At 33.3% G+C, this 15,515-nt stretch carries 9 protein-coding genes; all 9 read left to right on the top strand.

The genetic code is table 11. The features are described 5' to 3' along the window. Positions 1–112 precede the first annotated feature (112 nt). The 9 genes from G6N05_RS10315 (at position 113) to G6N05_RS10275 (ending at position 15,471) form a co-directional block, all read left to right on the top strand. Positions 113–4,147: a reprolysin-like metallopeptidase gene (locus G6N05_RS10315; protein ID WP_166128253.1), complete on the top strand. Its 4,035-nt coding sequence runs from the start codon at positions 113–115 to the stop codon at positions 4,145–4,147. Positions 4,148–4,283: 136 nt separating this feature from the next. Next, the gene (locus G6N05_RS10310) at positions 4,284–5,207 is read left to right on the top strand and encodes a PfkB family carbohydrate kinase (RefSeq protein ID WP_166128250.1); all 924 of its coding nucleotides are present in this window, start codon (positions 4,284–4,286) and stop codon (positions 5,205–5,207) included. 71 nt (positions 5,208–5,278) lie between these two features. Beyond that, complete coding sequence (locus G6N05_RS10305) at positions 5,279–7,177, top strand: amidophosphoribosyltransferase (protein WP_166128246.1); 1,899 nt, start codon at positions 5,279–5,281, stop codon at positions 7,175–7,177. Between the two features lie 256 nt (positions 7,178–7,433). Then, positions 7,434–8,060, top strand: a complete 627-nt coding sequence (locus G6N05_RS10300) for a Crp/Fnr family transcriptional regulator (protein ID WP_166128242.1) — start codon at positions 7,434–7,436, stop codon at positions 8,058–8,060. 14 nt (positions 8,061–8,074) lie between these two features. Beyond that, positions 8,075–8,827: a hypothetical protein gene (locus tag G6N05_RS10295; protein ID WP_225875156.1), complete on the top strand. Its 753-nt coding sequence runs from the start codon at positions 8,075–8,077 to the stop codon at positions 8,825–8,827. A gap of 58 nt (positions 8,828–8,885) precedes the next feature. Next, positions 8,886–9,605, top strand: coding sequence for a phytanoyl-CoA dioxygenase family protein (locus tag G6N05_RS10290; protein WP_166128238.1), 720 nt, complete (start codon positions 8,886–8,888; stop codon positions 9,603–9,605). Between the two features lie 106 nt (positions 9,606–9,711). Beyond that, positions 9,712–11,016, top strand: coding sequence for a TolC family protein (locus tag G6N05_RS10285; protein ID WP_166128867.1), 1,305 nt, complete (start codon positions 9,712–9,714; stop codon positions 11,014–11,016). A gap of 47 nt (positions 11,017–11,063) precedes the next feature. Next, entirely contained in the window at positions 11,064–12,152 is a 1,089-nt protein-coding gene (locus G6N05_RS10280; RefSeq protein ID WP_166128235.1) for an efflux RND transporter periplasmic adaptor subunit, read from the top strand. Positions 12,153–12,264: 112 nt separating this feature from the next. Beyond that, on the top strand, positions 12,265–15,471 hold the full coding sequence (locus G6N05_RS10275; RefSeq protein WP_166128230.1) for an efflux RND transporter permease subunit: 3,207 nt from the start codon (positions 12,265–12,267) through the stop codon (positions 15,469–15,471). Positions 15,472–15,515 lie beyond the last annotated feature (44 nt).

Raw genomic sequence — 15,515 nt, 5'->3', positions numbered from 1 at the left:
ATATTTTTCGGAATCGAGATTTTTTGTTTTAACACTTTGTCGGTGTTTTTTGTCGTTTATCCGTTTTTTTTATATACTTTTGATAATAGTTTAACCCCCAAACTATTAAAAAATGAAAAAAAACTTACTTTTTTTGTTTGTGATTTTAGGCTCTTTTGCTACGGCACAAAATAAAACAAACATTTGGACGGAAAATAATTCTGTAAAAAAGGACGAGTCCTTAAAAATAATTAAACCTATACTTCCAAAAAAATTCAAAGTATTTGAATTTAACTATGATGAGTTCGTTAAGCAATTAACAAGCGTGCCACAGAGAGATTCTTTTTTAGGTGAATCTAATGTTATAATAACAATTCCAAATCCTAACGGAACTATTGAACAATATAGAATTTTAGAAGCTTCAACTTTTGAACCTGAATTGCAAGCTAAATACCCAGAAATTCGTTCATTTACTGGTCAAGGAGTTGATAATCCTTCAAACACTCTTAGGTTTTCGGTTTCGCCTTATAATGGAATTAGTGCAATAATTCGTTCGACATCTGAAGAAACGACATTCATTATTGATCCTTATACAAGTGATTATAAAAATTTTATTGTTTACGATAAAAAATATTCTGGAGCAAATCCAGATTTTAAATGTACAACAGAAGAAACTTCAATTAGAGAATTTGGTCCAACTTTAAAAAAAGGGGAAAATCAAATTTTAAATAATGCTGATGACGGAACTTTAAGAAGATTTAGATTGGCTTTATCTTGTACAGGAGAATATGCCGTTTACCATGGTGGCACACTTGCCGCTGTGAATGCTGCTTTTAATGCAACAATGACTCGTGTAAATGGAATTTTCGAAATGGATTTCAATACAACTATGGTTATTGTAGCCACAAATAATAATGTGATTTACTTAAACGCTGGAACCGATCCGTATTCAACTTCTGGAAATTATAATTCTGAAGTTCAAGCAACAATTACTGCTCAAATTGGAGCAGCTAATTATGATATTGGACATTTAGTTGCAGCCAATGGAAATAATGGAAATGCAGGTTGTATTGGTTGTATTTGTGGTACTGGAAGTAGTACAGCAAAAGGAAGCGGTTTTACAACTTGCGTAACACCAATAGGTGATAATTTTGATATTGATTTTGTTGCTCACGAAATGGGACATCAATATGGAGGTAATCATACATTTACCTTTAGTACAGAAAATAATTCAGTAAATGTAGAACCAGGTTCTGGGATTACAGTTATGGGATATGCTGGAATTACTGGTGCAACAGATGATGCTCCACACTCAGTTGTATTTTTTCATGCCGCTTCAATTCAACAAATTACTAATAATATTAAAACAAAAGCTTGTCAAGTTAATGTTGCAACAGGTAATGCAATTCCAGTACCCGTTGCAGTAGCAACAAAAACATTGCCAAAAGGAACGGCTTTTAAACTTATAGGAACAGCAACAGATGCAAATGCTTCTAATTTGCTTTCGTACTGTTGGGAGCAAATTGATGATGCACCCACAGTTGGTACTACAGCAGCAACTTACCCTTCAGTAACTGCAAGTGTAGTGAACTTTAGATCGTTTATGCCTAAAGCTACTGGAGTAAGAATGATTCCTAATTTAGCAGATCACCTTGCGAATGGTTTAACAGGTAATAGATGGGAAGTAGTTCCTGAACCAACAGCTGCAAATAGAGTAGTGAACTTTAGAATGACAGTAAGAGATAACAGACCAGGTGGTGGTGCAAATGAGAGTGTAAATACAGCAGTTACTTTTGCATTTGATAAAGGCCCATTTACAGTAAGTACTCAAAATGCAGGAGGAATAAGTTATGCACAAGGTTCTGTGCAAACAGTAAGTTGGTTAGTTAATGGTACGAATACGATGACTGGAGCAGCTAATGTAAATATTAAATTATCAACAGATGGAGGTCTTACATTTCCAATTACATTATTAGCAAGTACTCCAAATGACGGAACTCAAACAGTAACAATACCAAGTTTATTGGCTACAAAATGTAGGATTTTAATTGAGCCAACAGGAAATGATTTTTATGCCATTAACACACACAACTTTGCAATTGGTTATGTAGTAAATGAAGTGTGTACAAATTATACCGTTACGCCAAACTTTACAATTCCAGAATCTGAAGTAACGGTAGATGTGCCAATAACAATAAATGATAATTATGAAATTAGTGATGTTAATGTTACTACTTCAATAACTCATACAAGAAGAAGTCAACTTCGCGTTACTTTAAGAAAAGCTTCTCAAAGTCTTTATGAGGAAAGATTCTTATTTAAAGGCGGATCTTGTGGAACAGCTATCGCAAATTTAAACGGAACATTTGATGATGAATCTGTAAATGCGGCAGGATGTGGTGCTACAAATAATTTTGGAAGTATGAAGTCATATGATCCAATTACTTCTTTTGATGGATTAAATAGTAATGGTGTTTGGTATTTAGGTATCAGGGATGCAACCGTTGATGCTAACGATGGAACATTAAATAGTTTTACAATAAATATTTGTAGATATGATTATACTTTAATTGGAGGACCTTGTGGAACTGTTACAACAACTTGGAATGGTACAGCTTGGTCTAATGGTGTGCCTACAAATAGTGTAGCGGCAAATTTTACAGGAAATTATACTTCTTCAGGTAATTTAGATGCTTGTTCCGTAACAATTGCAACGGGTGTTACAGTAACATTTAATGCAGGTCACACGTTTATTGTTGGTGATGCAGTAACTGTAAACGGAACAGGAAGTTTAATAATAAATAATAATGCAGCATTACGTCAAACAGGAGATAAAACAAATGTTGGGAATATTATTGTAAGACGTGATAGCGCTCCAATGGTAAGATTAGATTATACGGCTTGGTCTTCACCAGTTTCTGGACAACAATTACAAGCTTTTTCACCAAATACTTTAGCGACTCGTTTTTACCAATATTTATATACTGGTACAACAACTCCTACAGCTTATCAAGTTGTAACACCAACTACTAACTTTTTGTCTGGTAAAGGATACATGATTAGAGCTGCTAATAACTGGCCGGTTACTGCAACAGCATTTAATGGGCAATTTACAGGAATTCCTAACAATGGATATTATACGCAAAATATTGGAAAAGGGTATAATTTATTAGGAAATCCTTATGCTTCACCAGTAGATGCTTCAAAATTTTTAACAGATAACTCTACTTTAGTTGGTGCATTATATTTTTGGACGCACACGGCTCCTGCAAGTGGTGGGGTTTATCCAATAAATAATTTTGCATCGTATACAACTTTAGGAGGAACTGCGTCTGCCGCTGGCGGTGCAGTACCAAATGGAACCATTCAAACAGGTCAAGGTTTTTATATTTATGCCTTTGATTCGGGTTCAGCAAGTTTTAAAAACGCGCAACGTGTTAACGCTTCTGTTTCTACTCAATTTTTTAAAAATTCTGAAAATGCGGATACAACTTCTGAATCAGAAAAACATAGAATTTGGTTAAACTTAAATGATACAGAAAATAATTATAACCAAATATTAGTAGGTTATGTTAATGGCGCAACAAACGGGTTTGATAATACCATTGATGGAGAAGTTTTAGATAAAAACAATACAATGTTATATAATCTAATTAACGATTCAGAATATGTAATTCAAGGTAAAGGTTTGCCATTTGCTAATACAGACGAAATTGCTTTAGGATTAAAAGCTACAACAGCAGGAACATATAATATTTCATTAGAAAATGTAGATGGATTATTTACAGCACAAAACGTATATGTAAAAGATAATGTAACTAACATTATTCACGACATCAAACAAGCTCCTTACACATTTGCAACTTCAGAAGGAGTGTATAATAATAGATTTAAAGTTGTGTTTACAAATGCAGCTTTAGGAAATGATTCCTCTTTTTCAGATGGAAGTGTAGTTGTATTTACTCAAAACGAAGAATTAAAAATTAATGCGTCACAACAAATAGCTACTGTTAAAGTTTATGATGTTTTAGGAAGAACTATTTACAGCAATTCAAATGTAAATGATAAAGTACTAAACATTTCATCAATTGCTAACAGAAACCAAGCGTTATTAGTCAAAATTACTTTCACTACTGGTCAAACAGTTACTAAAAAAGTAATTAAATAAGTACAAGAAATTAAATTTTAAATCTCGATTCTGATATTTTTCGGAATCGAGATTTTTTTTATACTTAAAATTATCATAACAATTTTCAAACTTCAAAGGGAATAACTATCTTTGCCGCTTATTTAAAAAGAAGAAAATGAGTAAATTGGTAATTGTAGGAACTGTAGCTTTTGATGCTATTGAAACACCTTTTGGAAAAACAGATAAAATTTTAGGTGGAGCGGCAACGTATATTGGTTTGTCAGCCTCTTTTTTTAATGTGGATTCAGCAATTGTATCTGTAGTAGGTGAAGATTTCCCACAAGAACATTTAGATTTATTAACAGAAAGAAATATAAACATCGAAGGAATTGAAATCGTAAAAGGTGGAAAAACTTTCTTTTGGAGTGGAAAATACCATAACGATATGAATTCTCGTGATACGTTAGCGACTGAGTTAAACGTATTAGCAGATTTTAATCCTGTGGTTCCACAGGCATATAAAGATGCTGCAGTTGTGATGTTAGGTAACTTACACCCAATTGTACAATCTTCAGTATTAGATCAAATGACTACAAAACCAAAATTAGTAGTTTTAGATACAATGAACTTTTGGATGGATTGTGCTTTACCAGAATTATTAGAGGTAATCAAACGTGTAGACGTAATTACAATTAATGATGAAGAAGCACGTCAATTATCTGGAGAATATTCTTTAGTGAAAGCAGCTGCAAAAATCCACACAATGGGTCCAAAATATGTAGTAATTAAAAAAGGAGAACACGGAGCATTAATTTTCCATAACAAAGATGTTTTCTTCGCACCAGCGTTACCATTAGAAGAAGTATTTGATCCAACAGGAGCAGGAGATACTTTCGCAGGTGGTTTCTCAGGATACATTGCACAAACGGAAGATGTTTCTTTCGAAAGCATGAAAAACGCGATTATTCATGGTTCAAATTTAGCTTCATTCTGTGTAGAAAAATTCGGAACAGAAAGAATGGTAGATTTAAACAAAGAAGACGTTTATGCACGTTTACAACAATTTAAGTCATTAACACAATTTGACATCAAATTATAAGCACAAAATATGCCTCGAATTTTCGGGGCATTTTTAATACAACTAATAAATAATACAACACAACAACAACTATGAGCGACGCTATTAAACACGAATGTGGAATTGCATTACTTAGATTATTAAAACCATTAGAATACTATAAAGAAAAATATGGTACGGCTTTTTACGGTGTAGAAAAAATGTACCTTTTAATGGAAAAACAACACAATCGCGGACAAGATGGTGCAGGTTTTGCCAGCATCAAATTAGATGTGAAACCAGGACAACGATACATCAGTAGAATCCGTTCGAATCAAGCACAACCGATTCAAGATATTTTCGGACAAATTAATTCAAGAATTTCTACCGAATTAGCGAATAATCCTTCGTACCAAAATAATGTAGCCTTACAAAAAGAACACATTCCTTATGTAGGCGAATTGTTTTTAGGTCACGTTCGTTATGGTACTTTCGGAAAAAATAGCATAGAAAGTGTTCATCCCTTTTTACGTCAGAATAACTGGATGCACAGAAATTTATTAGTGGCAGGAAACTTCAACATGACAAATGTTAAAGAGTTGTTTCAAGATTTAGTAGATGTGGGTCAACATCCAAAACTAATGGCAGATACAGTAACTGTTATGGAAAAAATTGGTCATTTCTTAGATGATGAAATTACCGATTTATACATGGATTGTAAAAACGAAGGCCTTTCAAAACAAGATGCTTCACCAGTAATTGCAGAAAGATTAAACATCGGAAGAATTTTAAGAAGAGCTTCTAAAAATTTCGATGGTGGTTATGCCATGGCCGGACTTTTAGGTCACGGTGATGCTTTTGTAGTTAGAGATCCAAACGGAATTCGTCCAGCATATTATTATCAAGATGATGAAATTGTAGTTGTCGCTTCAGAAAGACCAGTTATTCAAACGGTATTTAATGTAGCTTTTGATGATGTGAAAGAATTAGAAGCTGGAGATGCCATCATCGTTAAGAAAAACGGAAACGTTCAATTCGAAAACATCAGAGAAGCTGGTGAGAAAAAAGCGTGTTCATTCGAAAGAATTTACTTTTCTCGCGGAAGCGATGCTGAAATCTATAAAGAAAGAAAATTGCTTGGAAAATACGTTTTCCCAAGTGTGTTGAAAGAAATTGATAACGATATTCATAATTCGGTATTTTCTTTTATTCCGAATACAGCAGAAACTTCTTTTTACGGAATGGCAGAAGCCGCTCAAAAACATTTAGATGAGCAAAAAGTAAAAGACATTATCGCACAAAAAGATACGTTAGACGAAAAAGGCCTAAACGCAATTCTCGAAGAAAAAGTGCGTACCGAAAAAATCGCTATTAAAGATGTAAAACTTCGTACGTTTATTACAGAAGATAGTAGCCGAGATGAAATGGTAGCACACGTTTACGACATCACTTACGGAGTAGTAAAACCAACAGATAATTTAGTTATTATTGACGATAGTATTGTTCGTGGAACCACTTTAAAACAAAGTATTATTAAGATTTTAGACCGATTAAATCCTAAGAAAATTGTAGTTGTTTCTTCTGCACCACAAATTAGATATCCTGATTGTTACGGAATTGATATGAGTACAATGGAAGGGTTTATTGCTTTCAGAGCTACTTTAGAGTTGTTAAAAGACACGAATCAATATCATATAGTTGATGAGGTTTACAAAAAATGTAAAGCACAACAAGGCTTAAAAGATACAGAAGTTATCAATCACGTAAAAGAAATTTACGCACCATTTACAGACGAACAAATTTCCGATAAAATGGCAGAAATGTTAACTTCAAAAGAAGTGAAAGCAGAAGTGAAAATAATTTTCCAAAAAGTAGAAGATTTACACAAAGCGTGTCCGAAAAACTTAGGGGATTGGTATTTCACAGGAAATTATCCAACTCCAGGAGGAAATAGAGTGGTAAATACGGCATTTATCAATTTTTATGAAGGAAACGGTCAACGTGCATATTAATAAAAAGTGCATTTCAACGGGAATATTTACTTTATAACAAATATTTTATTCTACTCTAATAACTTATTCTACTTTTATATCACCAGAAAATTAGTAGGTTAAGTTTTATGGTAGATTTGGGGCAAAAAGGGTGAAACGAAAGTTTCACCTTTTTTATTTTGCACCTATTTCATCTTTATAATTAAATCTCTTTTTCATTACTTTTTGTTGTTGAATTTACTAAATTCGCTTTAGCAATAACATTAAATTCCTCAAAATGGAAAACACACTTCAAAACACCTATAATTTTATTTTCGAAGAAGCTTTATTAAATGAAATTTCTGAAGTTTCTAAAATTCATGATTTCAAAGAAGGTGATATTATTATTGATTTTGGTGAAAATATTAAAAGCATGCCGTTAATTTTAACTGGTGCGATTAAAATTTTGCGTGAAGATTTTGATGAAGGCGAATTACTATTATATTTCATCGAAAAAGGAGATACGTGTGCGATGTCCATGCAATGTTGTTTAGGAAATGCCAAAAGTGAAATCCGCGCTATTGCCGAAACAGACGGACAATTGATTTTAATTCCAGTAGCCAAAATGAACGAATGGTTAGGAAAATATGCCACTTGGCGCAATTTCGTATTCAACAGCTACAACAACCGATTGAAAGAAATGCTAACCACCATCGACCATTTAGCGTTCATGAATATGGACGAAAGATTATTAAATTATTTGTTAGAAAAATCGAAAATCAATCATACCAAACAAATACATAATACACACCAAGAAATAGCTTACGATTTAAATACGTCAAGAGTAGTGATTTCTCGAATTTTAAAAGCCTTAGAAAACAAAGGAAAAATTAAATTGAACAGAGCATATATTGAGTTGTTGTAAATCATAAAAAAAAAATGAAATATAAAATTCTATTATTAGCCTTCTTTTTTTCAATAGATTCTTTTTCGCAAGATTTGTGCAAAACAGATATTATGAATGGAGAAAAGTTGCTTCAAACTAATGAAGTTGAAAATTTTTCAAAGTACGATTTTTCCGAATTATGGTTACAAACAGACAATAATTTAGTGTACGGAATCCTTGGTGATGATTTTCAAAGGATACAAATAAAGTTAATTTCTATTTCGAAAAACATAAACAATCAGAACGAATATTTTGTTTACGGAAAATCGAAAGTAAAAGAAAATATTTGTGAGTTCGTTGGAAAAATTACAATTCTGAAAATTCAAGAATCGAAAAGGGAACATTTTGGAGTAGATGACGAATTTAAAAATTCAGGTATAAAAACACAAGGTTTGTTAACCGCTAAATATGAGTTCTTCGAAAATAAATTACAATCTCATTCTGGTTATTTTACTGGAAGTTTGGAAACGAAATGGTTTTTAGATAAAGATGATAAAATACAATACGACAATATAAATATCCATTCTGATGGTTATTTCAACAATGCATTTGTGGGAAGTTGGAAAATGTACCATTCTATAATCGAAAAAAAATGCCATTGGGGCGATTATAGAGTTCCAAGCGTTGAATGTGGTTTTGATATTGGTGCTGCAGAATTCAATATTGCTGAAAAATATCATAAAAAAGGTTGGTTAGATAGTATTGAAACTAAAAAAAGAGAAACTATTAAAAACTGGTGGGAATAAGTATTTCATAAATTAGTATAATCTTAAATTTCGTTGTTGTAGAAATTAAAAAATATAAATGAACTATTCTAAAGAAATTAATTCAGAAGGTTTCGCAATTATAGAAGCTATATATTCCGATTCTGAAGTTGAAAAAATCATTTCTGAAATCGAAAAAGTAACGCAGGCTAAAACCGATAATGCTACATTTAGAAAGTCAGATGATTTATTCGCTATTCGACAATTTCACAAAGAAATTCCAGAAACATTACCTCATGTTTTCAACAATAATTTGTTAGAATTTATCAAAACGAATTTTGGAGAAAACTATTTCATTACGAAATCCATTTATTTTGATAAACCTGAAAAATCAAATTGGTTTGTTTCCTATCATCAAGATTTAACCATTTCAGTTAACAAAAAAATAGACGTTAAACACTTTGAAAATTGGACCGTAAAGCAAAATCAATTTGCCGTACAACCTCCGAAAGAAATATTAGAAAATAATTTCACTATTAGAATTCATCTCGACAGAACCACAAAAGACAACGGTGCATTAAAAGTTTTAAATGCCTCTCATAAAAAAGGAATTTCTAGAGTGGAAAACATCAAACTTAATGAAGAAATAGAAACTATTTGCGAAGTAGAAAAAGGCGGAATTATGATTATGAAACCATTACTATTTCATGCTTCAAATAAAACTACAAATAACGAAAGAAGAAGAGTAATTCATATCGAATTTAGTAATCAAATTTTACCAAATGAATTAGAATGGAGTGAAAAAGCTTATTTTAACTAACATTTTCCCACTCAAAACAAAAAATCCCACCTCTGTAACATTTGTAACTGTATAACGTTTCGGATGCGTATAAATTTGCTTCATAATTAATCAGATTATGAACAAAATGAAACAACCGATTTTTATAACCACTTTATTATTCTCCGTTTTTGGATTGGCGCAAGACACGCTGACTATTTCAAAAAACGATATTTCTAAGAAAATCTCAGAAAATAATTTACAAGTGAAAATTGCTGAAAAAAACTTTCAGTCGGCAAAAGCAGATTACAACCAATCGAAATCCGTTTTCTTACCGAATATTAATGTGTCACACACTGGAATTTCAACTACCAATCCATTAATGGCTTTTGGTTCGAAATTAAATCAGGAAATTTTAACAGCTTCCGATTTCAATCCCGCTTTATTAAACGATCCTGCCAAAACGCAAAATTTTGCTACGAAATTCGAAATTCAACAACCCCTTATTAATATAGATGGTTTTTACGGAAGACAAGCCGCTAAAGCCAAAATGGAAGCGTTCCAACTACAAACCGAACGCACCAAAGAATACTTAGAATTAGAAGTTTCGAAAGCCTACATGCAATTGCAATTGGCGTACAAAGCAGTTAACGTTTTAGAAAAAGCGAACACCACAGGAAAAGCCAATTTGAAATTAGTCGAAAATTATTTCAAACAAGGTATGTTACAAAAAACAGATTTACTAAATGTGCAAGTTCGAGTAAATGAAATTGCCAATCAATTACAATATGCGAAAAGTAACGTGCAAAACGCCTCAGATTATTTAGGGTTTTTATTAAACGAAGACACGCAAGGAAAAATCTATAAGCCTTCAGAAGCTTTAGAAAACACCATTTCAATTGAAGAAATAAATACTTCTTTATCTGAAAACAGAAAAGACATTCAAGCGATGACGAAATCTTCGGAAGCATATGCAAAAATGTTACAATCTTCAAAAATGACATTCTTACCGAGATTAAATGCTTTCGGAAGCTATGAAATGTACGATAAAAACATCCTAGGAACTTCGGCAAAAGGGTATTTAGTAGGTGCACAATTATCTTGGAATGTTTTCGATGGGTATAAGTCTATCGGAAAATTCGAAAAAGCAAAAGCGGAATCTCAAAAAGCAGATGCGGAAAAAGACCAATACACGAAGCAAAGTCAATTGGAATTAAACAAAACCAATCGCCAATTAAAAGACGCAGAAAATAAAGTGAATTTATCAAAATTAGCTTTCGAACAATCGCAAGAAGCGTACAGAATTCGTCAAAACAGATTCGCACAAGGTTTAGAAAAAACAACCGATTTATTGCAATCTGAAACCCAAATGATTCAAAAAGAATTAGAACAATTGCAAGCGGTTTTCGAATATAATTTTACCAAACAGTATTTACAGTTTTTAACGAAATAGAGTATTAAGATATTAGTATCAAGAAGTAAGACTTAAAAAAAATAATTATGAAAAAAAATATAGCCATCTTAACCCTTTCCACTTTAGTATTTCTTTCATGTGGAAAAGAAACAAAAGAAGTAACTAACAACGAACCAGCAATTAAAGTGGAAGTAAATGGTTTAGCGACAAACAACTCAGAATTCATCACCGCTAGTGGAAAAACAGAAGCGGAAAGTAGTGCCAATTTAAGCACAAGAATGATGGGTTACGTAACTAAAGTTCACGTAAAAACAGGTCAGAAAGTTGCGGCCGGACAATTATTAGTCAGCATCAATAGTACCGATTTACAAGCTAAAAAAGCACAAGTGGACGCCTCAATTTTACAAGCAACAGCTGCGTACAATAATGCGAAAAAAGACTACGATCGTTTTGTGAATTTATTTGCACAACAAAGTGCGTCTCAAAAAGAATTAGACGATATGACTTCTCGTTATGAAATGGCAAAAGCAAGTTTAGCGGGTGCAAAACAAATGCGAAATGAAGTTATGGCGCAGTTTTCTTATTCGAATATTACCGCTCCATTTTCTGGAGAAGTTACCAATACTTTCATCAAAGAAGGTGACATGGCAAACCCAGGAATGCCATTAGTTAGTATAGAAGGAGTTTCTAGAATGCAAGTAACGGCAATGGTTTCTGAAGGTGATATTTCTCAAATTAAAAACGGAATGCCTGTGAAAATTATGGTGAAATCGTTAAGCAAAGAAGTGTCAGGTAAAGTTTCAGAAGTAAGTGGTTCAGCCAAAAACACAGGCGGACAATATTTAGTAAAAGTTACATTGAATACCAACGACAAAACCATTTTATCTGGAATGTTCGTCAATGTTCAATTTCCAATCGCTAATCAACCCAAAACAGAAACTACTGTAAAAACAGATAAAGTAATGGTTCCAGAAAGTGCTTTAGTAAAACAAGGACAACTAACAGGAATTTATACAATAACTAACGGAAAAACAGCCATTTTAAGATGGATTAGAACTGGAAAAACTTTCGGAAACCAAGTAGAAGTTTTATCAGGTTTAACCGCTAATGAGCAATATATTGTTTCGGCTGAAGGGAAATTGTATAACGGTGCCAATGTTCAATTAGCCAATTAGTCAATTCTTCAATTCGCCTAATTCTTACGTTTCAAAAATTGGCACATTGACATATTGAAAATTGACAAATAAATTGAACATCGAAACATTGTTTCATTAAAAAATTAAAATCATGCAAGAAGGTATATCAGGTAAAATTGCCCATTTTTTCATCCACTCTAAATTAACGATTTTGTTAATGGTTGGTTTGATGATTATTGGGGTATATAGTTCGTTCTTAATTCCTCGTGAAGAAGAACCACAAATCGCTATTCCCATGGCGGATGTTATGATTGGCTATCCAGGCGCAAGTCCGGCAGAAATAGAAAGTCGTGTTATCAAGCCACTAGAAAAAGTATTGTCTAACATCAAAGGTGTAGAACATTTACATAGTATGGCGATGAACGGTCAAGCGATGATAATTGTACAGTTTTATGTAGGTGAAGATTCAGAACGCTCGTATGTGAAATTGTACGATGAGTTAATGAAAAACGAAAATATTTTCCCAAAAGGCGTATACAAACCCATGGTTAAAACACGTTCAATTGACGATGTTCCGATGTTGGGTGTAACGCTTTGGAGCGAAAAATTAAACGATTTCGAAATTCGTCAAATTGCGGAAGAAGTGACTTCGGAAATTGAAAAAGTAAAAGATGTTGCCATTACCAAAGAAATTGGTGGAAGAACACGTGAACTAAAAGTTGTTTTAGATAAAGATAAAATGGCGGAAAACGGCGTGGATGCTTTAGGAATTATGCAAATGATTCAAGCGAATAACGGCAGTTCACAATCGGGAAGTTTTGTAAATAACGACAAAGAGTATTTACTAACTACAGGAGAATTTTTATCGACTTCAGAAGACGTAGAAAATTTAGTTGTGGGTGTGAATGCGAATATGCCAGTGTATTTAAAACAAGTGGCTGCTGTTCAAGACGGACCAGCAACACCAAAAAGCTATGTGTCTTTCGGTTATGGAAAAACAAATGAAAAGTATGCGAAAAACAAATCGGAATATCCAGCGGTTACTATTTCTGTAGGAAAAGTAAAAGGTGCGGATGCGATGAAAATTTCGGATAAAATCATCGAGAAAATCGAAACCTTAAAAAAGACGTTAATCACAGATGATGTTCATGTAGAAATTTCTAGAAATTACGGAGAAACCGCTTCTGATAAAGTGGGTGAATTATTAATGCACTTAGGTGTGGCGATAATCGCAGTAACGCTTTTAGTCATGCTAGCGATGGGTTGGCGCGGTGGTTTAGTGGTTTTCTTTTCAGTGCCCTTAACATTTGCCTTAACGTTGTTTGCTTATTATATGTTGGGGTACACGTTAAACAGAATTACGCTTTTCGCTCTAGTTTTTGTGGTGGGAATTGTGGTGGATGACAGTATTATCATCGCCGAAAACATGCACCGACATTTTAAAATGAAGCGCTTACCGTTCAAACAAGCTGCGATTTATGCAATTAACGAAGTAGGAAACCCAACCATTTTAGCCACATTTACAGTAATAGCAGCTATTTTACCAATGGCTTTCGTATCAGGAATGATGGGACCTTACATGAGTCCGATGCCAATTGGTGCTTCCATTGCGATGTTATTGTCGTTGTTTGTGGCTTTAACGGTTACGCCTTATTTAGGGTATCATTTATTACACGAAAAAGAAGAACAAGAACACAAAGCGGAACAAGGTTTAGAAACGTCTTGGATTTACAGATTGTACAATAAAATTGAACGTCCGTTTTTAGAAAATTCTACGAAACGTAGAGTGATGTTAGGAATTACGGTGGTTTTATTAGCAGGTTCTGTCTTGATGTTTTTTACGAAATCGGTTTTAGTAAAAATGTTGCCTTTCGATAATAAAAACGAATTCCAAGTGGTTATCGATATGCCAGAAGGAACCACATTAGAAAGAACAGCAGCCGTGACACAAGAAATCGCTCAGTATTTAACAACGGTTCCAGAAGTTGTGAATTATCAAAATTATATTGGAACGTCTGCGCCAATTACGTTTAACGGATTAGTTCGTCATTACGATTTACGTGGTGGAAGCAATATGGCCGATATTCAAGTCAACTTATTACACAAAGAAGATAGAGATTTACAAAGTCACGATATCGCGAAAGTCGTTCGTCCAGAAGTACAAAAAATTGCTAAAAAATATGGTGCGAATGTCAAAATTATTGAAGTGCCACCAGGACCACCAGTTCTTTCAACATTAGTTGCAGAAATTTATGGACCCGATTACAAACAACAAATTGAAGTCGCCAATCAAGTAAAAGGAATTTTAGAAAAAACGACAGATATTGTGGATATTGATTGGTATGTAGAAGACAATCAAACGGAATATAAATTGGAAGTCGACAAAGAAAAAGCGATGTTGAATGGAATAGCTCCGCAACAAATTGTTGGAAATTTAACGTATTTGTTAAAAGAATATCCAATATCAAATTTGTACGATGAAGATTCGAATAACAGCGTTGGAATAGTACTTTCTTTAGATGACAAAGACAAAACTTCGCTTCAAGACATTCAGAATTTAAAAATCAAAGGTAGTCAAGGCAATGTAGTTCCGGTTTCTGATTTGGTAAAAGTAAAAGAAGATGTTTTACAAAAAACAATCTACAGAAAAGACCAAAAACGCGTGGTTTATGTAACAGCTGATATGGCGGGAGATTTAGAAAGTCCGGTATATGCGATTTTAGGAATGAACGAAGAATTGCAAAAAATGAAATTACCTGCTGGTTATAAAGTCAACGAATTGTACATGGAACAACCTTCAGACGAAAGTGATTTCACTGTAAAATGGGATGGAGAATGGCAAATTACTTTAGAAGTGTTCCGCGATTTAGGAATTGCATTCGGAGTAGTAATTGTAATTATTTATATGCTGATTGTAGGTTGGTTCCAAAACTTTAAAACGCCAATTGTCATGATGATGGCTATTCCACTTTCATTAGTAGGAATTGTTTTCGGACACTGGTTGCTAGATGCTTATTTCACGGCAACTTCTTTCATTGGAATGATTGCTTTAGCAGGAGTGATGGTGCGAAATTCTGTTTTACTTATCGATTTTATTGAAATTCGACTAAACGAAGGCGTTCCATTAAAACAAGCCATTATTGAAGCTGGAGCGGTAAGAACTACGCCAATTTTACTAACAACAGGTGCAGTTGTAATTGGAGCTTTAATTATTTTATTTGATCCAATTTTCCAAGGATTAGCCATTTCATTAGTATTTGGAGCTATCGTTTCTACCGTATTAACTTTAATTGTGGTGCCCATTATTTATTACATCACGGAAAGAAAAAAATGGGAGAAAAAGCGTGTTGAGGAATAAACACGTTGTCCAAATTCAAAACAAACGTAAAATTTAACCTGCAA

This window comes from Flavobacterium bernardetii (genome assembly GCF_011305415.1).
Classification (GTDB): Bacteria; Bacteroidota; Bacteroidia; order Flavobacteriales; family Flavobacteriaceae; genus Flavobacterium; species Flavobacterium bernardetii.
This window is presented reverse-complemented; position numbering and strand designations above follow the sequence as displayed.

Coding starts and splice junctions, on each gene's coding strand:
- G6N05_RS10315 (WP_166128253.1), top strand. CDS start 113: ATGAAAAAAAACTTACTTTTTTTGTTTGTGATTTTAGGCTCTTTTGCT.
- G6N05_RS10310 (WP_166128250.1), top strand. CDS start 4,284: ATGAGTAAATTGGTAATTGTAGGAACTGTAGCTTTTGATGCTATTGAA.
- G6N05_RS10305 (WP_166128246.1), top strand. CDS start 5,279: ATGAGCGACGCTATTAAACACGAATGTGGAATTGCATTACTTAGATTA.
- G6N05_RS10300 (WP_166128242.1), top strand. CDS start 7,434: ATGGAAAACACACTTCAAAACACCTATAATTTTATTTTCGAAGAAGCT.
- G6N05_RS10295 (WP_225875156.1), top strand. CDS start 8,075: ATGAAATATAAAATTCTATTATTAGCCTTCTTTTTTTCAATAGATTCT.
- G6N05_RS10290 (WP_166128238.1), top strand. CDS start 8,886: ATGAACTATTCTAAAGAAATTAATTCAGAAGGTTTCGCAATTATAGAA.
- G6N05_RS10285 (WP_166128867.1), top strand. CDS start 9,712: ATGAAACAACCGATTTTTATAACCACTTTATTATTCTCCGTTTTTGGA.
- G6N05_RS10280 (WP_166128235.1), top strand. CDS start 11,064: ATGAAAAAAAATATAGCCATCTTAACCCTTTCCACTTTAGTATTTCTT.
- G6N05_RS10275 (WP_166128230.1), top strand. CDS start 12,265: ATGCAAGAAGGTATATCAGGTAAAATTGCCCATTTTTTCATCCACTCT.